The sequence below is a fragment of the Paenibacillus sp. P2(2022) genome (assembly GCF_029522175.1).
GTDB classification, from domain to species: domain Bacteria; phylum Bacillota; class Bacilli; order Paenibacillales; family Paenibacillaceae; genus Paenibacillus; species Paenibacillus polymyxa.
Genome location: NZ_JAKWFI010000002.1, coordinates 878,723 through 904,192, shown reverse-complemented (window position 1 = coordinate 904,192; position 25,470 = coordinate 878,723). Strand labels below are relative to the sequence as shown.

Here is a 25,470-nt window from a genome sequence, read left to right as displayed (position 1 = left end):
TCCGTTTTAATGGCTAAGTATGATCTTTTAAATCACGCTATTCTTGGCAATCACATAGGGAACTTTAATGTCTCCAATCAGAGTTCGATCTGGTGAAAGCTGTACATCCTTATCCAAAACCACATTCTGCACAACTGCGCCTTTACGGATGATGCATTTTTGCATAATAATCGAGTTGCTTACCCGCGCGCCTTCCTCTACTTGCACGCCACGAAAAAGAATGCTGTTCTCGACCTTCCCCCCAATGGTGCAGCCATTGGCAACAAGGGAATGATCCACCTCGGCGCTGTACGTATAACGCGTCGGAGCTTCATACTTGATTTTGGTATGCACCGGCTGATTCTGGAACAGGGCTTGATATTGCTCCTGATCCAGCAGTTTCATGCTATTTTTATAATAGCTCTCGATAGAATTAATAACTGCATGATAACCATCATAGCGATACGCGTAGATGCGCAGGCCACTTGGATTTTTCTGAATCGCATCGCGAAAGAAATGATTATCCTGATGAGCAATGCAATGCTTTACCTGATCCAGATACAAGCTTTTGTCCATCACAAACATTTCTAGATAAATATTATGATGATCCTGCTCCTGATGAATACCGGTCACTCGTCCGCTGTCGTCAATCTCCAGCCGTACACACGGTGCATGCTCAGTTTCGAGCTGGTGAATGGGTTTATATACGAGGGTGACATCCGCATTCTTTTCCAGATGATATCGGTATACATCCTCTAAATCAACCTTGTTGATATGCTGAGTTCCTGCATGTACAATGGTTTGCCCCGATGAGCGATGGAAAAAATCCAGATTATTGTGCACATGCTGCAAGTCCCCACGTGATGTGTCCGTCGGATCGTTCCAGTCCGGTGGCAAAATAAACAACCCACCCCTTCTGCGGTCTAAATCCCATGGCCGACCTTCACCCAAATGATCCAGCAGCGAACGGTATTTGCGACGGATAAACAGTGCAATATCCTGCATCCCTGCATGCATCATATTGGATAAGGTGAAATCAATGAGCCGATATCGACTAGCAAAGGGTACTGCTGCCCCGCACCGGAAATAAGTCAACTCCTTCAATTGATCCAATTCGTGATCCAGGTTGATCACTCCAATGAGCCGGCTCATAGCGGACACCGTCCTTATCCGAGTTATATTCGTGCGTGAAGCTGGCTTTCCTGATCGAACAAAATAATCTCATCTAGGCTATCTTCAGGTCCAATGGCTGCGTTGTCTTCAATAACCATGTTCTCATTCACGATGGCCCGGTGAATACGTACATTGCGTCCGATTTTTACATTCGGCATGATGACAGAATCGGTAATAACGCTCCCCTCACCGACTTCAACCCCATAAAACAGTACGGAGTGTCTTACTTCTCCATCCACCATGCAGCCTTCATTTACGATGCTGTTTTTCAGGATCGCCCGCTGGGTGATGTACTGGGCAGGTTGATTGGGGCTGCGGGTATAGATGCGCCAGAACGGGTCATTCAGATCTAGCGGCGGGTCCTGAACCAGAAGATCCATATTAGACTCCCACAAGCTCTGAATGGTGCCCACATCCTTCCAGTACCCAGCAAACGGGTATGCATACAGCGACCGGCCATGCTGAAGCAATAGCGGAATGATGTCTTTACCAAAATCATGTGAAGATTCAGAATCACTTGCGCTTTCCAGTAAGTAGTGACGCAACACATCCCATTTGAATAAATAAATACCCATAGAGGCCAATGTGCTTTTCGGCTGTTCAGGCTTCTCCTCAAAGTCGTATATCTTCAGGTCCTCATCGGCGTTCAGTATCCCAAATCGTTGGGCCTCCTGAATCGTGACATTGATAACAGAAATGGTGCAATCGGCTCCCTTTTCCTTGTGATAGTGGAGCATTCGACTGTAATCCATTTTATAAATGTGATCCCCTGACAGAATGAGCACATGCTCCGGGTCATACTGATCCAGGAAATGCAGGTTCCGATAAATCGCATCCGCTGTTCCACGGTACCAATTATTCCCATTCTCTTTCTCGTGCGGTGGTAAAACGAAAACTCCTCCATCCAGGCGATCCAAATCCCAGTCGCTGCCTACGCCGATATAGGAATGAAGCACCAACGGCTCATATTGGGTCAATACGCCCACGGTGTCTATTCCCGAATGAGAGCAATTGCTGAGAGGGAAATCAATAATACGATAAGTTCCTCCAAAAAATACTGCCGGTTTGGCCAGTGTGCGGGTTAGTCCTTTGAGTCTTTTGCCTTGTCCGCCGGCGAGCAGCATGGCAACCACTTCCTTCTTTCTCATAACAAAGACCTCCCTGTCATGTGCGTCTGAAGCAATTGTGGCAGGATATTTGATAATATCCATTAAACGTGAAAAGACAGTCGTAATCGTTTCATTACCAATGGAACGGGTAAGATGTGATGGAAAGGGTAAATCATAGTTATGCGGAACGAGTGCAAGGAATCACTAAATCGTAAAATCCCGTTCATCATTTCACATTTTGGATGCTTTTTAGGCATTAGCGTATGACAACATGATCATAAGGAGGCGTTATTGATGAAGAATAAAAAATGGGTAGTAGCAGCATTGGGAATGGGTGTTACGTATCTGATGAAAAATAAAGGAGCGCGTGATAAAGTGTTGAATAAGGTACAGACGATGGTCAACCGTGCAAAAACATCTGCAAAATCTTAATCGTAAATTTTAAAGCCAGAAACAAACGAGCCTCTCTGAAAAATTGTTCAGAGAGGCTCTGCTCTGACGCTACTCAGCAACCACGAACAATGCACAACACATCGGTTCGAGGCTGAATCATTAGACGTTCAGGCATTCTCCTTTTGCTCTTCTACTTCCATGATATGTTCGATGGTAAAGGTTCGATGCGTGCATTCGGAGGAACGGTACGCTTCTAGAAGACCCGAGGTACGAATGTTCTCTTTACTCACCTTCTTGAAGGTATGAGTAATCTCTACTTTACCCTTGAAAGGGAAAAAGGACAGACCTACTGTCTGGTCCGATAACCACTCAGCCCGAACCCGTCCGCTTTCATGACGAACAGCCGGGAAGCTCAAACCTTCAGCAAACCATTCATAATCTGCTGTAGGGGTACCCGGCTCTCGGCTGCATAAAAACAGACTCAATTCGTCGCAAAACAACATTCTCCGTACATCCGTCCGCACTTGATGTTCGAAGGTTACACCGCATGCCAACTCCTGTCTGAGCCTCTGGCGACGCTGTTCCTCCGCCTCTTGATAAGCATGCGTAATCTGCTTGTCCTGAGCTTTTTCATGCTCGGTCCGTCCGACGAGCTCCTTGTACATCAAGCTGCACAGCAACGCCGCATACGCATTCTCTTGCTCGACTTCATCAATCCCGAGACGATAAAAAACAAAACGTGGACTAAGCGGAAAATCAATAAACGTATAAGGTGCTGACACATAATCATTCCAGAAAGGAGCAGCGTCCAGCCTAATCCAACCCCGGTCATGCTCCCTCGCTGCATATATAAAATCCTGTTTATGACGTCTATTTTTAAAGGCACTGTCTTCCCATTGTGAAGCCAACTCACCTGAAATACGGGCATGGTCATGCTGCGTCGTCATGATATAAGCTTGATCCGTTTCATAAATAACCATATGCTATCCCCTTCCGTTAGGCGTCTATCTGATATGTGTACAAACTTTCTGATCGAAGGCCATGGTTATGTTTACCTTCATTCATTATATCAGCATAAGGGTAAAAAGGCAGTGAAGTTTTCTCCATCCTTACTTTCAATTACCCCTTAGATTCTTCAGCCGAAACTGCTGCGGAGTCATCCCTTCCATTTCACGGAACACCTTGTTAAAATGCTTGGCATTGTCAAAGCCCACAGTAGCCGCAATTTCATAAATCTTGCCCTCTTGACGCCCTAGCAGCTTTTTGGCTTCTGCAATGCGCAGCCTTTTTAAATATTGAACAAAACTAAGACCTGTATAGGCTTTGAACGCCTGACTAAAATACGTATAATTCAAGGATACTACATTAGATACTACCGCCATGTTCAAATCCTCGCTGAAATGAGCATGGATGTACTGGATTGCTCTCGTCAAGCTGCCGCTTCTATCGGCAATCGCACTAGCAACGTTCGTTCTTCCAGTCAGTCTATCTATCTCCCCGCTATTCACACAATCGTTTATTAGAGAGTTCCTTTGCTGTAATTCTTCGTTCAAAACTGCTAACGCACTGAACAGTTCCTCTCTCACGATCGGCTTCAGCAAATACTCCCGCGCTCCACAACGAATCGCTTCGCGCGCATATTGGAACTCGTCATATCCACTGAGAATGATTACTAAAGGTCTGTCTCTTGGCTCCAGCTTGCGAATATGCTGCATCAGCATAATTCCATCCATAACAGGCATACGGATATCTGTTATCACCAACTCGGGTGAAAACTCCTTTACATGCTGCCAGGCTTCGCCTCCGTCCTTGACCAGCACGCATTCATAGAGATCGGAATACTCCCGTTCGATCATAGCTTGTAGCCCCATTCGAATGTTCTTCTCGTCATCTGCAATCAACAGCTTAGTCGTCATGGTTCGCCCCCCTCGTGATGTGACGTCTAGGCAAAATCAGGGTTACTGTCGTCGATTGTCCAGGAATGCTGGCCAGTTTTATGCCAAACCCTAGGCCATACTGCATACTCAAACGGCGATGCACATTATACAAACCGATCCCCCTATTTACCCCGGGCTCGTGGGAACCCATATCCGTCTGTTCCAGACCAGCCATGATGGCGTTTTTTCTTTCTTCAGACATTCCCACTCCGTTATCCTGTATACGCAGTTCAACGATATCTTGCTTGGAGAAGGCTTCAATGGTGATGCGCAGCGGGCTTTGTAATGCACTCCAACCGTGCTTTATCGCATTTTCGACTACAGGCTGCAGCGACATTTTCAGTATTTCCAGTTCCATAAACGTCGACGACAGGCGAATGTCCAGTGCAATTTGGTTATCATGGCGGATGTTCATAATGGCTACATAATGCTGAATATGACGGATTTCATCCCGCAAAGAAACACACGGCCCAGACCATTGGAGATTATAGCGCATCATCGAACCAAGGGAGGTGAGCGCATCCGACAACGGATACTGTCGCTCGATCTCCGCCATCATTTTTAGATTTTCCAATGTATTATATAGAAAATGGGAATCAATCTGATGTTTGAGTCCTTGTAGCTCGGCCTCCTGAGCAGCGGCCTGCTTCTGTACAGCCTCAGCAATGAGCACGTTAATCCGACTTAGCAAACTGCGAAAATATAGTGCCAGCTCCGCGACTTCTCCCCGCCCATATACGGGGATTGTAAGCTGAAAGTCGCCCTCCTGCTGTACTTTTTTCATAGATTCACGCAGTGTATGCAGCTGCTTGAGAATAAGGGCGTGCAAGGTATAAGAAATGACGGACATTAGCAATATCAATATACAAATAATGAGCAGCATGGCATTGCGTTTTTGACGAAGGTCACCCAGCGGACCGTCCAGCGCCACTACATTTAGCAGATAGGCATCTAGTCCTTCTATATAACGGTACAAACCGAGATAGGGCTTATTTCCATAGGTAAAGTCAAAAGCACCACCCTGTCCCTGAATGCGGGACTGTAACAGATGGTGCACATGGGACAGAGGGATCGGAATGGGATCAGGTTGAAAGGAAGCTGTAGCTATATCGGTAGAAGACACTGATTTTCCACCGTTCAGGATGAACATTTGCCATGCATAATCACGTGGTGCGGTTCCGAATACTCTAGGTGAAAAGAGCTCCAGCCTCATGTTGGTTTCCACCAAGCCTGCGTGTTTTCCCCCGCTAGCCTGAATTTCACGCAGCAATGCTATATACCGTACCGCTTCACTTTCCTGCCCTGCTTGCCCCAGCAATAAGCTCTTAGGTCCCTTGTATATATCCCACCATATTTTTCCTTGCTGATGTTGAGCCGTTGTCAGCCAGGAAGCCTTGGGCAGGCGTGATTCATTGAAAATCATGGGCCATATCTCATGTGCCTGGGGATTACTCGTATATAGCCGGATATTCTCTACGTTGGGATTGCTGTATAGCAAGTGCTGTAAATTGGGAAACACATTTAAGTTGAATTGAACCAGTTCATCGCTGCTTATTTCACGTTCCTCGGTTAGATAACGAAGTACGTTGCGATCTGAAATCGCAAGCTGTGCGGTCCGCTCCATAATTTCCATATTGCTGTGAATCTGGGCCAGCTCTGTATCCAGTACATACTGATTTTGTACGGTAATGTCATGCATGGTGTTCTCGTACAATTGATGAAAGGTATATAGCGAGAACAATACCACCGGGATTAAAATGACGCCGATATAAGCGACAATGAGCTTGACTTGAAGGGAGCAACCGCCTAGCCGATCGACCGTATCCGTCAGCCACTGCCATATATGGCGGCGCAGCAGGCTCTTCAGCTGTGAACGTACACGGCCTGACATGAAATCACATCCTTAACATTCAATAGATAAATGATTGAGCGAGATCATTTTGTGAACTGTTTCATTTTTTTGAGGTTTTCCTCATAGGCTTTTTGTTGATAAGCCATTACTTTGTCATAGCCTGCTTTTCTGCGGTCTTCCAAAAAGCGGGCAAACAGCTGATCGAACTCCTCATCCGAGGAAGCTAGCAGCAGCTTCGGTAATGCCTTGCCCCAAATTTTGTCTATCTGGCCTGAAGCAATGCCTTCTGCCGAGGTTCCGGTCGGTTTGATATTTTCATATTGGGAGAAGCTGTGGGTCTTGCCTTTCGTCCAATCTTCCGGCTGCTTATACGGCTCGACGCTGGGCGGCGCCCACTGCAAATTCATATTCGTATCCATCAGCATCCAGAAAGTGAAGGAGGCGCCATACTTTTTGTCAAAAGCAGAGCGATCCTTGTTCAGCAGTTCCAGTACCTCCGGCTTGAAGGCTGGCTTACCGTTAACCGTGTCCCACAGCTTTCCTTGCTCCCCTAGATATAGATCACGGTTCCCTTCCTCGCTAATCAGATAAGTCAGAAATTCAATAGCCCGCTCCTTGTCTTTGACATCCTTCGAAATGAGCGTCACCGTCCAACCGGAAATGCCCGGACCGGCCAGCGTCGGCGGGTCCAGCTTACTGTTGGAGGGTCCATCCACCGCAATGTAGACGGAGTTCGGGTCCTTCGCATGTAACATCACCTGTTGTGTAGCAAAGTCGGAACGCTGATATAGCATGGCAAAATATCGGCCTTGTGCCACCTTTTCCTCCATTTGCGGACGTTTGTCGATAAAAACGTCCTTGGCGATCAGACCCTGCTCATTTGCTTGACGGAATGTTTTGAGCCAGCGAATGTATTCTTCGTCTGAACGACGGTCGTACAGCTTTCCATCCTTTTCATGCGGAATGGCTAGAAAATTGAGTAAATAGTCTTCAAAAGAATAATTCCCGTTATCCGTAAATTCGTGGAACCCTATCGGGATCAACGGCTGACCGTTCACCTCTGGAAATTTCTCTTTCGCTTTTTGAAGCGCTTTCAAAAATCCTTCCGGTGTTCTCATATCCGGCTTGCCAATCGCCTCATACATATCCTTCCGAACCATAAACGTCTGATTGGAGACAAAATTTTGGCCGTATTTTTGGTAGTCCTGCGGTGAAGAGGACGCGTTGGGATACCCATATACATTCCCGTCTGTTTGACGATACCAGGACATTTTGGCCGGGTCAGCCATTTTAATCAGATACGGATCGTATTTCTCGGCCAGCTTGTTAAGTGGGAGAACCATCTTGCCCTCGATCATTTTTTTGACCGCATCTTCCCCCCAACCAAGCGTGACAAAATCAGGCAGCTTACCGGAGGCGAGCATGGTATTCAGCTTTTCATTTTCATTCCCAGCAGGTACGATAAAATTGACACTGACTCCAGTCTTTTGCGTCACATATTTCGAAGTCATATCCGTCCCCCACTTGTTCGGGAACCAGGAAAAATTTAAATACCAGTCAAACGTAATCGGCTCTGTATCGGCCTTCCATCCTGGCGCATCTGCCGAAGCCTTAGTCTTCTCGTCCTTCAATTCCGTGACAGCGCCACTTCCACCGGATGTACATCCCACGAGCGTTCCTACCAGTAGAACAACAGCCAACAGCCCCTTCTGCCATTTGCGAATGTTCATCATAAATCTCCCCCTTGGATGATATGCTAGCCCTTAACCGAGCCGATCATTAGCCCTTTGACAAAATATTTTTGCAGAAATGGATATACAAGTACAATCGGCAACGTTGTTATGACCATCGTCGCCAGCTTGATGGACTGCGAAGTAACGGACTGGGCGACAATCCCGGGTGCGGCAGACATCATTTGATTAGAGCTGGATTGGGCAACAACCCGGTACAAATACGTCTGAATCGGCTGAAGATCCGTATTATTGATATAGATCATTCCTGTAAAATAATCGTTCCACTGGTACACCCCATGAAACAACGAAATGGTCGCTACTACAGGCATCGATACAGGAAATACAATCCGGCAGAAGATGCTGAAGTCGTTAGCACCGTCTATTTTCGCCGCCTCCTCCAACGCATCCGGCAGCTCCCGGAAAAAAGCCATAAAAATAATAAGGTCAAAAAAGCTGAACATTGCAGGAATGATGTACACCCAAAAGCTGTCCAGCAGCCCAAGATCACGGATCAGCAAATACGTAGGAATCAAACCTCCACCGAAAAATAGGGTAATGGTGCCGATCAGCATATACAGCTTACGCCCGATCAGCTCTCTACGGGAATATGCATATGCAATCATTGCGGTAAAAAACACATGTACAATCGTACCAATTAGCGTCTTGGCAACCGTTACCCCCATCGCAGTCATGATGCCGCTGTTGGCAAAAACAGCCTGATAGCTATCCAGACTAAAGATTCTCGGCCACCAGTAAATGCCGCCTCGCATTGCGTCAGCTCCTTCGTTAAAGGAGTTCACCAGCACATACCACACGGGATATAAGGTCACAAAACAAATAACCAGCATGAAGATGTTGTTGAAGAAATCGAATATCGCTTCGCCTGCTGTTCTGCGTCGCAATAACTGCATACATCCGTCCTCCTTCAAAATAGAGAGGTATTATTCATCCGTTTGGTCACCGAATTGGCTATCAGCAGCAAAATGAGAGCAAGAACTGATTTTAGCAATCCCACCGCAGTAGAATACGAGAAGCGTCCCTGCTGAATGCCCACCTGATATACATAAATATCAACTACATTACTTGCACTTTCATTTAGCGAGTTACGCAGGACAAGAATTTGATCAAAGTTGGAGTTCAATATGCCGCTGACCGCTAAAATAAACAAAATGGATATTGTGCCCTTGATGGCGGGAAGTGTGACGTACCACATTTTCTGAAACCGTCCCGCTCCGTCAATGGTGGCTGCTTCGTACATGTCTGTAGATACGCCCGCCATGGCTGCCAAATAAATAATAGCTGACCATCCAAGCTCCTTCCAAATATCCGAGCTGACGACGATAGTCCAAAAATAGCCTGGCTCCGCTAAATAACTAATTGGCTGGTCGATCCAGCCCCAAGCCAGCAACAGTTGATTGATCATCCCGGTATCTGCCAGCCATGTGGTTAAAATTCCGCCAAGAATGACCCATGATAGAAAGTGAGGAAGGTACGAAATGGTCTGAATGGATTTTTTAAACCGCGTAGACCGGATTTCATTTAGAAACAGAGCAAATACAATAGGTAACGGGAACCCGATTGCCAGCTTGAGCAGGCTAATGCCCAGTGTATTTTTGACAATATACCAGAAGTTATCATCCTCTAAGAAGGCATGAAAATGTTCTAACCCCGCCCATGGTGCGCTTGATATAGTACCAATAATGTCAAAATGTTTGAAAGCAATCAAAATGCCGTACATCGGAATGTAATGGAAAATAATCATCCATACCACTCCAAGCAGTGCCATGGTCTGCAAATGTTTTTGCCCCCTCCATCTGCGGGCTAGTGACGTCCATCTCCCCGATCGGATCGGCGGCTGCGGCTGTGGCTGTGGACTCTTCCATCCTGTACTCATACAGAAGACCTCCCTTCTCCATAATGTAAGCACTTACATTAATTATTTTAGGGGCTTCTGCTTTTAATGAGTAGTACTGGATTTTTTGATTTTGGTGTCTAAAGTTCAGGTGAAGATAGGATAATACGCAAAAAAATTATCCCAGCCCTTGGATTTTCTATTTCTATTAATTTACGAAAAAGACTATCAGATGGTACGATAAGACTATATAGAATTCCAATCATTACCTATGTACCTAGATCAGGAGGATTAAGAATGGAAGAATTAGTTCGTTCGATTCAGAAACAGGTTCGGATTAAAAGGTTTGCCTGCTGGGCAGGGTTCTTCATGTTTGGCCTGTGTACTTTAGTCGGCGTGGCAGCTCAGGAATGGTTTATGACCCTCCTGGGGCTCGGGATGACAGTCCTATCGATTTATGGATTGACCATGCTACGCGGTATGACAAAGTTAAGTAAAGAGTATCAGCCAGGAAAGGGCTATGGTTATTATCGCCGTACGGCACAACAAAAGCTGCGTTATTTGACTTGGGGACAGTGGTTACTCGGCGGCTTTATCGTTTTGATGTTCTTTATATACCACGTCCGCCTTAGTGCTTTTCTTATAGCTATCTTGGGGATCTTGACCATTCAATTCAGTATCAAAAAACGAATTAAAAATCATCAGGAGCCCGACGTCACAGAGTTGGATGAGTTTGTACGGATGGGGATTGTCTCTCCGCATGAGCAAACTATTGGAGTGTATAAAGATTTCCTACACCTTAGCCATACGTTTCAGGGTAACCAAATTGTTATCGTTACTGACAAACGGCTGATATCTGTGTTTGTAGAGGAACAAGGACGTGCGTTGAAAACAGAAATACTACTTTCAGGTATAAACAAAGTACGCGCCATCGGTACGGGTTTTCAGGGTCAAGGTTTATTACTGTCTGTAAGCAACCGTGACCATAACGAGCTTCACATTCATATGGTCGGGAAAAACATTTACTTTTCGCCAGAGCAATTCGTGGGCTGCTTGCTACGAGCACTGGACGCAGCATTAAAAATTGGATCATACAGTACAGAAGAAACATTCCCCGCTTACCAACAGACAAGGATTTCATTGCATCCATTAGAACAAGGTTTGTTGCACAAGCCTACAACCGCTTAAATATTCCTCATAAAAAAAGCTAAATAGCAAGTAAGCTCTGATCTTCATGAGCTTACTTGCTATTTGGTTAATCAAAACATCCTACTTTTTACCATTCTCACTTATTAATGATTGGCTCCATGATAAAACACGGTGATGAGATCATGACTAGTAACAAACACCAGCAAACTAAACAGACTGAGCGACAACGGGCGTGAAATCAATTTTTTCATCCTTTAACACTCCTTTTAGAATAGTTATATATTGGTCTTGCTGTGTTGCCGTAGCTTGGGATCTGAAAATCTCAAATATAGCAGTACATTTCCTAAACTCATGCTCATGTTCCATACCCAGAGTATCGGACAGCTTGAGAGATTGCAGGATATAGCCCAACGCAACCCTAAACTGCCGCAGTTTTATATAATAAAGAGCCAACTGATAGCAGAAGCGAAAATAATATGAAACATTCACAGGCTCTTCAAAATATTTAAAATCCTCAATTTGTTCGGCAAATGATTCAAGCACGCGCTCCAAAGGATAGTCGTGTCTGGTCGCTCCCTCAACAATGGAAAGAAGTCCTGGTAACAGCTCTTCCGGATTGTCACGAAGAAATTGAACGTATTCCTGCAACATTTCGGAACGACCTGACAAAATATCAAGAGCATATAAATTAGCTCTCGCAGCATGGCGATAATAATCCACTTCTGCTTCTCCATATGGATCGAGACCATTAAACCAGCCTAACTCTGCATATTTTTCAATGCAGTCTCGGGCGGCCTCATACTTGCCCTGTTTTTGGAAGGCCATGCCTTTCATAAGATGACTGTAGCCGTAATAGTAGACTAACGGCCGTTTGGTATGTATCGGTTGTATAGGTTTCTTGAATGCTTTGTAGAGCTGCCACTCTTGATACTTCTGGTTGACGTGGTAATACAGCTGATCGCATAAAGCGATCATATGGGTACCATCCATAAACGAAAAGGACAGCTTAATCATGTTAACAAGTGTGTCTAGATCTGTGATGTCGGAGTGAACAAGATCATCCACCCTCCCCACCTCCTTGTCCGACTTTTGTACTCATCAAACAAACCATGATCTATATCCCAATCAAAAATAACTTAATTACGTATTTATAACGTAATTAAGTTATATCATGAAATCAAACATATGACAAGGAAAATTATAAAATATTCCAGTTTTCAAAATGTAGATCCTATAGAGCATTCATTTGTTCAGTTCCATATGAAGCAACGGAAATGCCCGGCCTGATCCATCCAGCGCAGATCGTCCTGTTTGTTTAAAGCCATAATGTCTATAGAAAGCATGCGCCTTCTCGTTTTGCTCATTCACATCTACTTTGAGGTGCGTCCCTTTTATTTTTTCAGCATGCTTGATAAGTCGGCTGCCTGTGCCCTGTCCATGCCGTTCTGGGTCGACAAACAGCATCTCTATTTTCCGCCCGTCCAGCCCGATAAAACCCGTGGGCTCCTGAAGTTCAGTACATTCTACCCAAACCTCAAGTTCTCTAAAAGCGCCGTTACTTACGATGTGATGGTAAAATTGAATGTCCTCTTCAGACAAAAATGTGTGCGTTTGGCGTACTGCCCGAAGCCAAATATCTACGAGTTGATCATGATTTTCTTCTCGATAAGCAATAATGTCATGTGGCACTGTATTTCCCCCTTATGCGAATATCCGTATAGTATGGTTTGCAGTAAGTCTAACATGTGTATTTAGCAGCATTCAAACACAAAAAGGAGGCGGATTCTTCCGCCTCCTTTAGGTTACAACCCTTTACAATGTAACACCATTTTTGAAGATAGCAAGCTCCCTGAAATTGTTTTTCTCATTATTCACCCAGGTTCCACTGGCTACGTCAATAATGTAATCTACAAAGTTGCGTAGCGCATCTTCCATACTGACATCCTCCACCAGTGAACCAGCGTTATAGTCGATCCAGTGAGGTTTAGCCTTATATAGCGGCGAGTTGGTCGACACCTTCATCGTCGGAACGAACGAGCCAAAAGGCGTGCCTCGCCCGGTTGTGAATATGACGAGCTGACAGCCCGCTGCAGCAAGCGCCGAAGAAGCAACCAGATCGTTCCCCGGCGCGCTGAGCAGATTAAGTCCCTTGGTCTTGAGACGCTCCCCGTACTGAATAACATCGGTGACCGTGGAGGACCCGGATTTTTGCGTACAGCCCAGTGATTTATCCTCCAGTGTCGTGATGCCGCCTGCTTTATTGCCTGGTGACGGATTTTCGTATACTGGCTGCTTATAATCCAGAAAATATTGTTTGAAATCGTTAATCAAATGTACGATCTTATCGAATACTTGCTCATCGGCAGCGCGCTCCATTAAAATCGTCTCCGCGCCGAACATTTCGGGTACCTCCGTCAGTACGGTCGTTCCACCCTGTGCTGCCATATAATCCGACAATCGTCCAAGCAGTGGATTGGCAGTAATACCCGACAGACCGTCAGATCCACCGCATTTCAAGCCGATGTTCAGCTCAGACAAAGGTACAGGCTCCCGTCGATCTTCTTGCACAGCTGCAAAAATTTCATGGAGCAGCTTTACCCCTTCCTCCACTTCATCCGACACCTCCTGGGAAAGTAAAAACTTCACCCGCTCCGCGTCATATTCCCCGATGGCTTCTTTAAATTCTTTCATTTCATTGTTCTCACAACCCAAACCAAGTACTAGTACGCCACCTGCATTCGCGTGTTTCACTGCATCAATCAAAATCGTGCGCGTATGTGCATGGTCGTCGCCCAACTGAGAACATCCATAGTTATGCTTGAGCACAAGTGCATTTTCAAAAGGTGAGATATCTCCCACTTCCTGCTTGAAGCGGTTTAAAATGAGTTCGGCAATTCCGTTCACACAGCCTACCGTCGGCACAATCCACAACTCATTGCGAATCCCTACACGACCATCCTTGCGCCGAAATCCTTGAAACGTCCGACTCTCCTGTTCATAAATATGAGGAGCTGGCTTAGGCTTGTAAGTATATTCCTCCACACCTGTCAGATTCGTTTTCGTATTATGCGTATGCACATGTTGACCTGCCTGAATGGGCTGAATGGCATGACCGATGGGATATCCGTATTTCAGAACATGCCCACCTTCAGGGATGTCCTGCAACGCAATTTTGTGCCCACGCGCTACATCCTCCGCCAGCTCCACGCATTGTTCTTGTTGTGCTCCCCATGCCAGCGTCTCTCCCTGCTTGTAATCACGCAAAGCGACAGCCACGTTATCTTGATCATGAATTTGAATGAATTCCAGCATTCCAGTCTCCTCCTTGCTTATGCTCCGGGTACGCTGTTCCCGGTTAGAGAATCGAGCGTCTCCTTCATTCCTCTGCTTGTAATTTCATACACGTGCTGCGCCGTTTGTTCAGCCAGCCCTTCGATCTGATTCAGATCTTGACCCCACCATGTCTGTTTGCTGAGTACCTGCTCGGTCAATTGCTTCGCTCCAGCGAGAGATCCGTCATACGTACTCCACAGTTCGCCAAACGTGCTCAATACTTCCGCTTCGTCGGCCAATGCAATCGACTCGCCATTTCTGTCTCCCCGGTAAAATACGAGTAAGGATGCTAGCGAAAATACGATTTTGGCAGGCAACGCCTTACGCTGTGCCACATACTGTAGCAAGGATGGCAAGTTCCGTGTCTTGAACTTGGATACCGAATTCAATGCGATGCTCATGACATAATGACTTACATAGGGATTACGGAACCGTTCAATCACATCGTCGGCATATACATTCAATTCCGCTGCTGGCGAGTCCAGTGTCGGAATAATTTCTTCTCGAATCAACGACTGGATATATTCGCCCATAACCTTATGCTCGACCGCTTGCCCCACTGTATCCAGGCCATATAGATAGGCTACTGGGGTAAGCGCCGTATGTGCTCCATTCAAAATGCGCACCTTCCGTGTACGATATGGCGCCATATCGTCGACAATCAGTACATTCAATCCAGCCAAATGAGCAGGTAATTCTTCTTTAAGCCACTGTGGCCCTTCAATAACCCATAAATGATACTGCTCGCCCACAACAACCAAATCGTCCTTGTAACCCAATTCCGCTTGGATTTCATGAATCCGGTCTTTGGGATAACCAGGTACAATCCGATCCACCAAACTGTTGCAGAACGTATTCGCTTTCTCTAGCCATGCAATAAATTCGGCCCCAAGCTCCCATTGGTTCGCATATTTTAGCACGATTTCCTTGAGAGCGTCTCCATTACGGTCGATGAGTTCGCACGGAATAATGACCAGTCCCTTGCTTTGATCGCCCTTGAAAAATTGAAAGCGCTTGTACAGAAAGGCGGTCAGCTTGCCTGGAAAGCTTTTTTGCGGGCGATCTTCCAATTGATCCTCAGGTGTATAAGCGATCCCTGCCTCCGTTGTGTTTGAAACAATAAAGCGCAGCTCTGGCTTTTGGGATAATGCTTCATACTCCATGAATTCCGGGCCGTATGGATTAATACCACGAGTGACGCACTCCACAACGGTATGCTCTTTCATGGCTTTCCCGTCCTTAATTCCTTCAAGGATAACCGTATAGAGACCATCCTGTACGTTAAGCTTCTCCACAAGGCCTCCTGGCTGCGGTTGTACAATCACAACCCCTGTATTCCATTCTGCCAGCTTATTCATTTTGTCAATTTGCCAGTCTACAAAAGCACGCAGGAAGTTCCCTTCCCCGAATTGCAGTACCCTCTCGGGATGTGGTTCTGTAATGATAAAGCTTTTTCTGTTTAATTGGTCTAATTCATCTACATGTTTCATCTGGAGTAGCCTCCCACTAGTACCATAATGATTTCACCGTTATTTTATCACAATGCACACGTTAACAAAATAGTTTTATCAACATTTTTAGTTTAAAAAAATAATAATGACAATAATATGAACACGTTAACATATACGTTTATATAAAAATATGCAAGTATATTGTCCTTCTTGCGTTGTTTCGCACCTGTTCCAAGACGGTTAAGGCTAACTATTACCCTATCCCGAGACCTTGTTCATATATACATTTCAGCAGAATAGACGCAAGAAAGCACGGGCAGGATAACACTACTTACTAGGCAGGAGGAGCATCTATGAAGACAATCGCAGATACTATTGTACAAGTTTTAGTTAATGCAGGGGTCAAGCGGATCTATGGCATCGTTGGAGATTCATTAAATAATATAGTGGATTCCATTCGCAGCAATGGTCAAATTGAATGGATTCATGTAAGGCACGAAGAAGTGGCTGCCTTTGCAGCTGGAGCAGATGCTGATCTTAGTGGCAGCATTGCCGTATGTGCCGGTAGTAGCGGCCCCGGGAATCTGCATCTGATTAACGGTTTATATGATTGCCACCGCAATCGAGTGCCTGTACTTGCTATTGCGGCTCATATTCCAAGTGATGAAATCGGAAGTGAATATTTTCAGGCTACACACCCTGAGCATCTTTTTGGAGAATGCAGTCACTTTTGTGAGGTAATTACGACACCGCGTCAAATTCCAAGAACAGTGACCATGGCTATTCAGGAGGCAGTTTCACGTTCAGGTGTTTCCGTCATTGTTCTTCCCGGTGACGTAGCAGCTTTGGAAGCGGAAAAGGTGCCCACTCCTGAACATGTCTATCACCCCACAGCACCTGTCGTCCATCCGTCCGCTTCTGAAATTTCCCGGCTGGCCGAATATTTAAATAACGGTAAACGAATTACGCTGCTTTGTGGCGCTGGTTGTGCTCACTCTCACGACTTGCTTATGCAGCTGTGCGACAAGCTAAAGTCTCCCATGGTATCCGCTCTGCGAGGCAAGGAATATCTGGAATATAACAACCCTTATTATGCTGGATTGACGGGGCTGATCGGGTATTCTTCCGGGTACCATGCCTTGATGGATTGTGACGTCCTGCTCATGCTCGGAACAGACTTTCCTTACAGACAATTTTATCCTGAAGATGCGATTGTCCTACAGGTAGATATAGATCCTTCCCATCTCGGCAGACGAACTCCGTTGACGTATGGTTTATGCGGGGATGTAAGGGCAACGTTGGAAATGCTGCTTCCTCATTTAACGTCGAAGCATGATACCAAGCATCTGGAAAAAACCGTCTCCCATTATGCCAAGGTACGCCAGGAGCTGGACGATCTGGCGGTTGGTAAGCCAGGTCATATGCCGATCCATCCGCAATATCTCGCCAAGGTTATCAGTGATGCCGCCCAGGAAAATGCTATTTTCACTTGTGATGTCGGTACTCCCACAGTATGGGCAGCACGTTATTTGCAAATGAACGGTCAGCGCCGACTTCTCGGTTCCTTCAATCATGGTACGATGGCAAATGCACTGCCGCAGGCGATCGGTGCGCAAGCCACTGAGCCTGACCGACAGGTGATTGCCCTCTCAGGCGATGGTGGACTCACGATGCTGATGGGCGACCTGCTCACCCTAAAACAGCATCAACTGCCTGTAAAAGTTATTGTTTTCAACAATGGCGCTCTCGGCTTTGTCGAGTTGGAAATGAAAGCAGCCGGATTCTTGGAAAACGGGACTGAACTGGTTAACCCTGATTTTGGTGCTGTAGCACAAGCCATGGGACTTAAGGGCATTCGGGTTGAAGATCCGACCATGCTGGAGGATGCCATTCAGCAAGCATTGACTCATGACGGCCCTGTTGTGGTAGATGTGGTGGTGAACCGTCAGGAACTATCCATGCCACCTAAAATTAATCTTAAGCAAGCAGAGGGCTTTACACTGTGGATGATGAAAGCCGTGCTGAACGGACGCGGGGACGAGATTGTTGAACTGGCAAAAACCAATCTCTTTCGTTAAATACATGACGAAGCAGTGCTCATTTCAACAAAAAAGGGGCAGGAACAGTGCTTGAACATTGTTCCTGCCCCTTTGGGGCTTGCCTCTTTTACATAACAAAACTCAGCGTAGTCTGTCTGCCGTCGATTTCCGCTTCATGAGCGCGGTTTCCATAAATATAAGCTCGCCCTCATTGGACGGTGACTGAATTCGTTCCAGAATGCAAGCGGCTCCGCGCTCGCTAATCTGCTCAATCGGTCTTTTGACCGTCGTTAACGGTGGAGTCGTATACATTGAGAAGCCGATATCGTCAAACCCAATGATAGAGATATCCTCCGGTACTTTCAAGCCATTTTCAAATACCGCATTCATCGCACCAATAGCCATATCATCGTTAGAGCAAAACACTGCTGTCGGTGGTTCTTCCAAGGCAAGCAGTTGCTTCATTGCCAGACTTCCGCTTTCCGTATCATAGTGACCCTGCACAATATATTCGTGTCGGATCGGCTTACCACGATCAATTAATGCATTCATGAAACCCTCGCGGCGTTGCTGGGTCGACTTGAAGCCTTCTACCCCCTCGATAATCGCAATGCGTTCATGCCCGCTTTCAATGAGAAAGGAAACAGCTTCATAGGAGCCTTCCTTATCATTAGAAATCACATTTACAATCCCAGCCCCAGACACCTGCCGGTTCAGTACAACTAGCGGAATGCCTTGACCTAGCACATGATAAATAAAAGGGTTGTCCGCTTCGCTTTGGCTCATCAGAATGATGCCATCAAAACGCTTGCGATGAATAGCAGAAAAATCAGCGTAATCGTCAATTCCTCGCACAAACAGATTGTAATCCACCCCAATGACGTTGTTAACTCCACGGATGGTATCCGCAAAAAAGCTGGAGCTGGTGCCTTCTGAAATACTGGTGAAAAACAGGCCTATCGTATGCGAGCGCTGGAGAACCAGGCTTTTAGCATTGTAATTTGGAATGTAATTGAGCTGCTCTGCCAACTCCATAATTTTGCGTTTCGTATCTTCTTTAATCAGCGGGCTGTTATTGAGCGCCCGGGAGACGGTTGTATGGGAAACATTAGCCAGTTTGGCAATGTCTTTAATAGTAGCTGCCATATACGTATCCTTTCCTTAGTAAGGCTCTAAAAAATTATATACTCACCATACCACAGGAGCCGCCCGGAAAAGAAGACCTTCACAAATTATACGCGGTTGTCCGCATGTCGACGCTGTAATTCTTGAACCATTTCTGCATGTCTGCTGTCCGTCAGTTTGTACATTTTACCGATTACTAGCATGGCCAATGCCAAGGCAACAGCCGGATAAAGACAAAGCAAGGCTTTGATTCCAAGCAGCGTTCCAGAGGATTGAATCACATTCGGTACATATCCTACAAGCGCCAGTCCAATACCCGATAGAAAGCCGGACAAGGATTGAGCCAATTTACGTGAAAAGTTAAATAGTGAGTAGGTAATCCCTTCCTTGCGCTCCCCGGATGACCATTCGCCGTAATCAATGATATCGGACACAAATGCCCAGGTAACCCCGTTGGGAATACTAATACCAATGAACGAAATACTCGCCAGAATTGTGAAAATATATACGTTGGAAGGCATCAAAAAGTTAATCGAATCGGCAATAACGCTAACTAGCATCCCTAAGATTGCTGTTTTTCGTTTACCAAAACGCCGTACCAGTTTGGGCAGGAACAATACACCCAGCAGTGACGAACCGATAATAATAAAATTCATATACGCCATTAATTCTACATGTCCCAAATTATATTCGGCAAAATAGATCAACAGTGCGGACTTGATATTGTAAGCGGAAATGGTGAAAATCGTCATTAAAACGAGCACCAGCAAGGGTTTATTATTCGTAAAGGTGTGCACAATCACGCCTAAAGATAGCTTCTCTTTTGGCCCGGACTGGCTAATAATACGTTCTTTCGTTCCTCGGTAACATATGATGAAAGCGATCACACCAATGAATGACATGATCCCCATGACCACCGGATAGCCAACATGATGGTTAGGAAACAATAAAATAAGCGGCATGACCACGACACTGGTTACGAATAATGCACCTAGTGATCCCGCCTGACGGAAAGATGACAACGAAGCACGTTGCTGAGTATCCTGCGTAATGGCAGCACCCAACGAGCCGTATGGAATGTTTACAATAGAGTAACCAATCCCCCAGATCATATAGGACGCGTAGGCGTAAATGAGTTTGCCTGTGGGTGAAATATTCGGCGAAATAAAGGTAAGAACCGTAAGAATTGCTAGGATAACGCTTCCAACGACAAGAAAAGGTCTAAATTTTCCGCGTGTACCGATATGTTTGCGATAATCAACAAAGGACCCTACAATGGGATCACAGACGGCGGCAAACAGCTTGCTGACCAAGAAAATGCCTGCGGCGGCTCCTGCAGAAACCCCTGCTACATCCGTAAAAAATTTCAGCAAATACAACTGCCCCAAATCAAACATGAATCCGTTTCCAAAGTCACCTATACCATACGAAATCTTTTCTTTCAGGCTAATATGCTCACCTGTCTTGTTGTCAGTTTGGACGCTCTCCTGCACGATAGGCACTCCCATACCTACACACTCCTCTACACTTGTAATTATTTTCACATACTCATTGATATCTATTTTGGTTTTTAATTGCTCTTGCCGGGAGTTGGGTACAAGCTCCTAGCAAGAGCTCCTTTTCTCTGAAGTTAGTGAGTCCTCACTTTAGAATGTAGCGTCACTTACTATGAACAACCGTTGGGAAGTTAAAATATTGCTCGGCGTTATTGTAGCAAATATTTTGTACCATGGCTCCGAGCAGTTCCAGATCCTCAGGGGCCTTGCCCTCCTGAACCCACGTTCCGATTAAATCGCAAAGGATACGGCGGAAATATTCATGACGTGTGTAAGATAGAAAGCTGCGCGAATCCGTCAGCATGCCAATAAAGCGGGATAGCACTCCGTAATTAGCCAGCAGCTTCATCTGCTCCTGCATGCCTTCGATATGGTCATTAAACCACCAAGCGGTACCAAACTGGATTTTCCCTACTGTACCACCGGATTGGAAACTGCCTGCGAGACTTGCCAATACTGGATAGTCAACCGAATTAAGCGAATACAAAATGGTTCTTGGCAATCCTCCTGCCAGTTCCTGTGCGTCCAGTAATGCTGCCAGTGGACGGGCGAGGGAACCATCATTAACAGCATCGTAGCCTGTATCCGGTCCCAAACGACGGAACATCGCAGTGTTGTTGTTACGCAGCGCGTGAATATGGTACTGCATCGCCCAGCCGTGTTCTGCATACTGTTTGCCAAGGAAGACCAGCACGTACGACTTATATTTCGCCTCTTCCAAAGGAGTCACACGGCCTTCCTCCAGCCCCTTGCTGAATATGGCTGCTGCTTCCTCCGGTGTTGTTTCTTCAAAAACTACAGTATCCAGCGCATGATCAGATACCCGACCTCCGGCAGCATGAAAATGGCGCACCCGGCTTGCCAGCGCATTCAAAAATCCTTCAAACCCGGAAACGTCCAATCCGCTGACTTCACCCATTCGAGCCACCCATGGCTGGAAGGTTTCACGATTAATTTCCAAAGCTTTGTCGGGGCGGAAGCTTGGCAACACAGCTACTGGGAAATCGGTCAGCTTGCTGATTTGTTTGTGGTATTCGAGATGGTCGGTCGGATCATCCGTGGTGCACACGACAGTTACCTTCGAGTTCACAATCAGATCACGTGCCCCATAGCCCGGACCCTGCAGCTTTTGGTTTACCTTTTCCCAAATCACAGGTGCGTTCTGTTCATTCAGCAACTCGTAGACACCAAAAAAGCGTTGAAGCTCCAAATGTGTCCAATGGTACAACGGGTTGCCGATCAATGTAGGTACAGTTTTGGCCCAGGCCAGAAACTTGTCATAATCTTCACCATCACCCGTGATCAATCGCTCCTCGACCCCATTGGCCCGCATAAGTCTCCACTTGTAATGATCACCGTACAACCAAGCTTCCGTAATATTCTTGAATTTTTTATTTTCATAAATTTCTTGTGGACTTAAATGACAATGATAGTCAATAATCGGCATATCCTTGGCATATTGATGATACAAGGTTTCAGCCGTTGGATTGCTCAACAAAAAGTTTTCGTCTAAAAACGTTTTGGTCATTACTTTCTCATCCCTTCTATAATCGTGTTTCTTAATTAATTGTTAACGTTAACAAAAATATTTGAGCTCTACTTACCTTTTAACAATTACATTCTCCATAACATAGAAATCCACGTGGTTATACAGGATGAAAAAGCTATAATATGATTCCTGTACATCCTATCACGCTGGATTACTTCACCTTAAATTTAATGTTTACGTTAACAACAATTACATTGTAACCGCTATCCTTTGTGGAGGAAAGTGATTTTTATCATGTGAGCGGATAAAAATGATCTGCCCCATTTGAGGAGAACTGTTCTAAACCTTCTCGATGACCGAGACCATAAGAAAATTCCACAAATTTTAATTTCCGCGATAAATCAAACTTTGAAAACGTTTTATACGATTTTCTCTTTTTTTCTGAAAATTTCTTTCTTGAAAATACCAGTTATTGTATTATAATTGCAATATACATCCATTGATTTACATTGAAAGTATTTCATTAGTTTATTTCACACACGAAGAAGAAGAGGTGGTAGCATTGAGTACAAAAGTGCAAGCTGTTCAAACTAAAACTAAAACCAAATCCGATACAAAAGGAGCCGACCTTGTTGTCGACTGTTTGATTAAGCAAGGGGTTACGCATATTTTTGGCATTCCAGGTGCCAAAATCGATTCTGTTTTTGATGTTCTTCAAGATCGGGGTCCAGAATTGATCGTATGCCGCCATGAACAAAATGCCGCCTTTATGGCAGCAGCGGTCGGTCGATTAACTGGTAAGCCGGGTGTATGCATTGTTACCTCGGGTCCAGGCGCGTCTAACTTGGCGACAGGACTTGTCACCGCGAATGCAGAAAGTGATCCTGTCGTCGCCATTGCAGGTGCAGTCCCAAGATCGGAACGCCTGAAACGCACACATCAATCTATGGATAATGCCGGACTATTCGAACCTATCACTAAATACAGTGTAGAAGTAGAACACCCTGATAATGTACCGGAAGCCATTGCTAATGCATTTCGGATTGCGACCTCAGCCCAGCCTGGAGCCACATTCGTCAGCCTGCCGCAGGACGTGTTGACTTCGTCATCCGAAGTAACAGTCATTGAGAAGGTTTCCCTTCCCCAGCTTGGGACTGCACCCGCCGAGCTCATCAAACAAGTCGCAGACCAAATCAGAAAAGCCAAACTGCCCGTACTTCTTCTCGGTATGAAAGCCAGCACGCCTGAAGCCACCGCAGCTATCCGTGCTCTTATTCGAGATACAGATCTGCCTGTTGTCGAAACCTTCCAGGCCGCTGGAGCCATCTCCCGTGAACTGGAAGACCACTATTTTGGAAGAGTGGGGCTGTTCCAAAATCAACCGGGTGATATGCTGCTTGGAGCCGCAGATTTGGTACTGACGATTGGCTATGATCCTATCGAATACGACCCAAAAAACTGGAACATCCCAGCAAATCGAACACTCATTCATCTGGATGACCATCAAGCCGATATTGATCATGATTATCAACCGGACTACGAGTTAATCGGGAACATAGGTCTGATTGTGAGTGGCCTCGCAGAAGAGTTGCCTACCTTAAAGCTACCTAAATCCTCCTGCGACCAATTGAATCGTCTACGCCATGATCTGAACGAGCAAGCAGCTGTTCCAGCCCACAAGCATGATTTTCTGATTCATCCATTACAATTTATTCGCACACTTCGCAGTCTGATTGATGATAACGTCACAGTCACCTGTGATGTCGGTTCACACTACATTTGGATGGCACGGTATTTCCGTTCGTATGAACCGCGACGCCTGCTATTCAGCAACGGAATGCAGACGTTGGGCGTAGCACTGCCTTGGGGGATTGCCGCTACACTCGTCAACCCCGGTCAAAAAGTCGTGTCTATTTCTGGAGACGGAGGATTTCTGTTTTCATCCATGGAGCTCGAAACCGCTGTACGTCTTAACTCACCGCTAGTGCATATTGTATGGAGAGATGGTACCTATGACATGGTCGCCTTTCAACAACAGATTAAATACGGCAGAACGTCTGGTGTAAAATTTGGAGATGTGGATGTTGTGAAATATGCGGAAAGTTTTGGGGCCACCGGATTACGCGTCCACTCTCCTGAAGAACTGGAAAACGTATTGCAGCAAGCTCTTCATACGGATGGCCCTGTGGTCGTTGATATTCCGATTGATTATCAAGATAATATCCAGTTGGGACGCAAACTGCTACCAAATCAATTAAACTAACTTTTACCGAGACTCTCTCGTGACGGTTTCGTGACAATTAAAGAGCAACACGTTATTTTTTATAATTTTTTTGAGCTATTTGTGTTATTTACTGAAACATTACGTTTATTATTGAAAAAGAAAGAAAATGAATGCATACAATTACAAAAGGAAGTGTATTACCATGACCGTTGCAGGACTGGAAACCAAGCAAGAAACTGATCATGATATTTACCAAACGTCCACTATGCTTGCTCTATTAGATGGTCTTTATGATGGAGTTGTTGCCTTTGAGGAGCTGCAAAAGCACGGGGATTTCGGAATTGGTACCTTTGATCAACTGAATGGCGAGATGATCGCGTTCGATGGTGAATTTTATCACTTGCTTCCAGACGGTACGGCCCATCGCGTAAAACCGGAAGAAACTACTCCGTTTTCCACCGTCACCTTTTTCCGCGAAGATTTCACATATACTATTGACCATCCCATGCATCGTGAAGAGCTGGAAGCTTTGCTGCTAAAACTATTTCCAAGCCGTAATCTGTTCTATGCCTTCCGTATGGATGGCACTTTTCGTGAAGTAAAGACACGTACTGTGCCTCATCAAGTGAAGCCTTACAAACCATTTATCGAAGCAACCAAGTCACAGCCTACCTTTACTTTTAATGACGCTTCCGGCGTGATCACAGGCTTTTGGACACCTGCTTATGCACAAGGGATTGGAGTAGCCGGATTTCATCTCCATTTTATTAATGATGAACGCACTGGAGGGGGGCATGTTTTTGATTTTGTTGTCGACAAGTGCACAATCCGTATTTGTCAAAAATCCAATCTACATCTTGTGCTGCCCGATACACCAGATTACTTGAAGGCTAATTTGTCCAGAGTAGACTTGGAGAAAGAAATCGCTGTTACTGAAGGTGCACAATAATTACGCATATAGCTTATCAAGGTACGGTCCCTTAGCTAGACAATAAAAAAGCAAAAGATCACAGTCAGAAAATGAGGCTACTGCTCTCTGACTGTGATCTTTTTATGTAGGCAACATATATACACAA

20 protein-coding genes are annotated in these 25,470 nt (G+C 45.6%); 5 read left to right on the top strand and 15 right to left on the bottom strand.

The window, feature by feature from the left end:
- Positions 1-27 precede the first annotated feature (27 nt).
- Entirely contained in the window at positions 28-1,131 is a 1,104-nt protein-coding gene (glgD, locus tag MMB75_RS11520) for a glucose-1-phosphate adenylyltransferase subunit GlgD (RefSeq protein WP_016821087.1), read from the bottom strand.
- Between the two features lie 23 nt (positions 1,132-1,154).
- Entirely contained in the window at positions 1,155-2,300 is a 1,146-nt protein-coding gene (locus MMB75_RS11515; protein WP_039277181.1) for a glucose-1-phosphate adenylyltransferase, read from the bottom strand.
- 252 nt (positions 2,301-2,552) lie between these two features.
- On the opposite strand from MMB75_RS11515, the gene MMB75_RS11510 reads away from it, so the two are divergent.
- The gene (locus tag MMB75_RS11510) at positions 2,553-2,693 is read left to right on the top strand and encodes a hypothetical protein (RefSeq protein ID WP_014599694.1); all 141 of its coding nucleotides are present in this window, start codon (positions 2,553-2,555) and stop codon (positions 2,691-2,693) included.
- Positions 2,694-2,821: 128 nt separating this feature from the next.
- Here MMB75_RS11510 and MMB75_RS11505 read toward each other — a convergent pair whose 3' ends face one another.
- From MMB75_RS11505 to MMB75_RS11480, 6 genes are all read right to left on the bottom strand, one after another.
- Positions 2,822-3,634, bottom strand: coding sequence for a DUF3891 family protein (locus tag MMB75_RS11505; protein ID WP_039277178.1), 813 nt, complete (start codon positions 3,632-3,634; stop codon positions 2,822-2,824).
- Positions 3,635-3,769: 135 nt separating this feature from the next.
- A complete protein-coding gene (locus MMB75_RS11500; RefSeq protein WP_045243821.1) occupies positions 3,770-4,570 on the bottom strand; it encodes a response regulator transcription factor in 801 nt (266 codons plus the stop codon).
- A complete protein-coding gene (locus MMB75_RS11495; RefSeq protein WP_045243822.1) occupies positions 4,560-6,482 on the bottom strand; it encodes a sensor histidine kinase in 1,923 nt (640 codons plus the stop codon). The genes MMB75_RS11500 and MMB75_RS11495 overlap by 11 nt, the downstream gene beginning before the upstream one ends.
- A 44-nt stretch (positions 6,483-6,526) precedes the next feature.
- On the bottom strand, positions 6,527-8,173 hold the full coding sequence (locus MMB75_RS11490; RefSeq protein WP_045244223.1) for a type 2 periplasmic-binding domain-containing protein: 1,647 nt from the start codon (positions 8,171-8,173) through the stop codon (positions 6,527-6,529).
- 26 nt (positions 8,174-8,199) lie between these two features.
- Positions 8,200-9,087: a carbohydrate ABC transporter permease gene (locus tag MMB75_RS11485; RefSeq protein WP_045243823.1), complete on the bottom strand. Its 888-nt coding sequence runs from the start codon at positions 9,085-9,087 to the stop codon at positions 8,200-8,202.
- Between the two features lie 14 nt (positions 9,088-9,101).
- Complete coding sequence (locus MMB75_RS11480) at positions 9,102-10,070, bottom strand: ABC transporter permease (protein ID WP_045243824.1); 969 nt, start codon at positions 10,068-10,070, stop codon at positions 9,102-9,104.
- Positions 10,071-10,325: 255 nt separating this feature from the next.
- Between MMB75_RS11480 and MMB75_RS11475 the strand changes: the two genes are divergently transcribed.
- Positions 10,326-11,216 (top strand): hypothetical protein, encoded by an 891-nt coding sequence (locus MMB75_RS11475; RefSeq protein ID WP_045243825.1) that lies wholly within the window; start codon positions 10,326-10,328, stop codon positions 11,214-11,216.
- Between the two features lie 168 nt (positions 11,217-11,384).
- On the opposite strand, the gene MMB75_RS11470 is transcribed toward MMB75_RS11475, so the two are convergent.
- From MMB75_RS11470 to MMB75_RS11455, 4 genes are all read right to left on the bottom strand, one after another.
- Complete coding sequence (locus MMB75_RS11470) at positions 11,385-12,242, bottom strand: DNA-binding protein (protein ID WP_016821078.1); 858 nt, start codon at positions 12,240-12,242, stop codon at positions 11,385-11,387.
- 177 nt (positions 12,243-12,419) lie between these two features.
- Positions 12,420-12,866, bottom strand: a complete 447-nt coding sequence (locus MMB75_RS11465) for an acetyltransferase (protein WP_045243826.1) — start codon at positions 12,864-12,866, stop codon at positions 12,420-12,422.
- A gap of 123 nt (positions 12,867-12,989) precedes the next feature.
- Entirely contained in the window at positions 12,990-14,489 is a 1,500-nt protein-coding gene (locus tag MMB75_RS11460; protein ID WP_045243827.1) for a UxaA family hydrolase, read from the bottom strand.
- Positions 14,490-14,506: 17 nt separating this feature from the next.
- Positions 14,507-16,000 carry a tagaturonate reductase gene (locus MMB75_RS11455; protein ID WP_017428346.1) on the bottom strand — a complete coding sequence of 498 codons (1,494 nt, stop codon included), beginning with the start codon at positions 15,998-16,000 and terminating at the stop codon, positions 14,507-14,509.
- Positions 16,001-16,314: 314 nt separating this feature from the next.
- On the opposite strand from MMB75_RS11455, the gene poxB reads away from it, so the two are divergent.
- A complete protein-coding gene (poxB, locus tag MMB75_RS11450; protein WP_045243828.1) occupies positions 16,315-18,039 on the top strand; it encodes a ubiquinone-dependent pyruvate dehydrogenase in 1,725 nt (574 codons plus the stop codon).
- 102 nt (positions 18,040-18,141) lie between these two features.
- Here poxB and MMB75_RS11445 read toward each other — a convergent pair whose 3' ends face one another.
- From MMB75_RS11445 to uxaC, 3 genes are all read right to left on the bottom strand, one after another.
- On the bottom strand, positions 18,142-19,146 hold the full coding sequence (locus MMB75_RS11445) for a LacI family DNA-binding transcriptional regulator (RefSeq protein WP_016821073.1): 1,005 nt from the start codon (positions 19,144-19,146) through the stop codon (positions 18,142-18,144).
- An 86-nt stretch (positions 19,147-19,232) separates the two neighbouring features.
- Positions 19,233-20,633, bottom strand: a complete 1,401-nt coding sequence (locus MMB75_RS11440; protein WP_045243829.1) for a glycoside-pentoside-hexuronide (GPH):cation symporter — start codon at positions 20,631-20,633, stop codon at positions 19,233-19,235.
- 151 nt (positions 20,634-20,784) lie between these two features.
- On the bottom strand, positions 20,785-22,209 hold the full coding sequence (gene uxaC, locus MMB75_RS11435; protein WP_045243830.1) for a glucuronate isomerase: 1,425 nt from the start codon (positions 22,207-22,209) through the stop codon (positions 20,785-20,787).
- Positions 22,210-22,723: 514 nt separating this feature from the next.
- On the opposite strand from uxaC, the gene alsS reads away from it, so the two are divergent.
- On the top strand, positions 22,724-24,433 hold the full coding sequence (gene alsS, locus MMB75_RS11430) for an acetolactate synthase AlsS (protein ID WP_026065499.1): 1,710 nt from the start codon (positions 22,724-22,726) through the stop codon (positions 24,431-24,433).
- A 163-nt stretch (positions 24,434-24,596) separates the two neighbouring features.
- Entirely contained in the window at positions 24,597-25,343 is a 747-nt protein-coding gene (gene budA, locus MMB75_RS11425) for an acetolactate decarboxylase (protein WP_016821069.1), read from the top strand.
- Positions 25,344-25,470 lie beyond the last annotated feature (127 nt).

Excerpts from the sequence above, each read along its gene's own strand:
- MMB75_RS11485 (WP_045243823.1), bottom strand. The coding sequence starts at position 9,087 with ATGCAGTTATTGCGACGCAGAACAGCAGGCGAAGCGATATTCGATTTC.
- glgD (WP_016821087.1), bottom strand. The coding sequence starts at position 1,131 with ATGAGCCGGCTCATTGGAGTGATCAACCTGGATCACGAATTGGATCAA.
- MMB75_RS11515 (WP_039277181.1), bottom strand. The coding sequence starts at position 2,300 with ATGAGAAAGAAGGAAGTGGTTGCCATGCTGCTCGCCGGCGGACAAGGC.
- budA (WP_016821069.1), top strand. The coding sequence starts at position 24,597 with ATGACCGTTGCAGGACTGGAAACCAAGCAAGAAACTGATCATGATATT.
- MMB75_RS11455 (WP_017428346.1), bottom strand. The coding sequence starts at position 16,000 with ATGAAACATGTAGATGAATTAGACCAATTAAACAGAAAAAGCTTTATC.
- MMB75_RS11505 (WP_039277178.1), bottom strand. The coding sequence starts at position 3,634 with ATGGTTATTTATGAAACGGATCAAGCTTATATCATGACGACGCAGCAT.
- poxB (WP_045243828.1), top strand. The coding sequence starts at position 16,315 with ATGAAGACAATCGCAGATACTATTGTACAAGTTTTAGTTAATGCAGGG.
- MMB75_RS11500 (WP_045243821.1), bottom strand. The coding sequence starts at position 4,570 with ATGACGACTAAGCTGTTGATTGCAGATGACGAGAAGAACATTCGAATG.
- MMB75_RS11475 (WP_045243825.1), top strand. The coding sequence starts at position 10,326 with ATGGAAGAATTAGTTCGTTCGATTCAGAAACAGGTTCGGATTAAAAGG.
- MMB75_RS11460 (WP_045243827.1), bottom strand. The coding sequence starts at position 14,489 with ATGCTGGAATTCATTCAAATTCATGATCAAGATAACGTGGCTGTCGCT.
- MMB75_RS11490 (WP_045244223.1), bottom strand. The coding sequence starts at position 8,173 with ATGAACATTCGCAAATGGCAGAAGGGGCTGTTGGCTGTTGTTCTACTG.
- MMB75_RS11495 (WP_045243822.1), bottom strand. The coding sequence starts at position 6,482 with ATGTCAGGCCGTGTACGTTCACAGCTGAAGAGCCTGCTGCGCCGCCAT.
- MMB75_RS11480 (WP_045243824.1), bottom strand. The coding sequence starts at position 10,070 with ATGAGTACAGGATGGAAGAGTCCACAGCCACAGCCGCAGCCGCCGATC.
- MMB75_RS11445 (WP_016821073.1), bottom strand. The coding sequence starts at position 19,146 with ATGGCAGCTACTATTAAAGACATTGCCAAACTGGCTAATGTTTCCCAT.
- uxaC (WP_045243830.1), bottom strand. The coding sequence starts at position 22,209 with ATGACCAAAACGTTTTTAGACGAAAACTTTTTGTTGAGCAATCCAACG.
- MMB75_RS11440 (WP_045243829.1), bottom strand. The coding sequence starts at position 20,633 with ATGGGAGTGCCTATCGTGCAGGAGAGCGTCCAAACTGACAACAAGACA.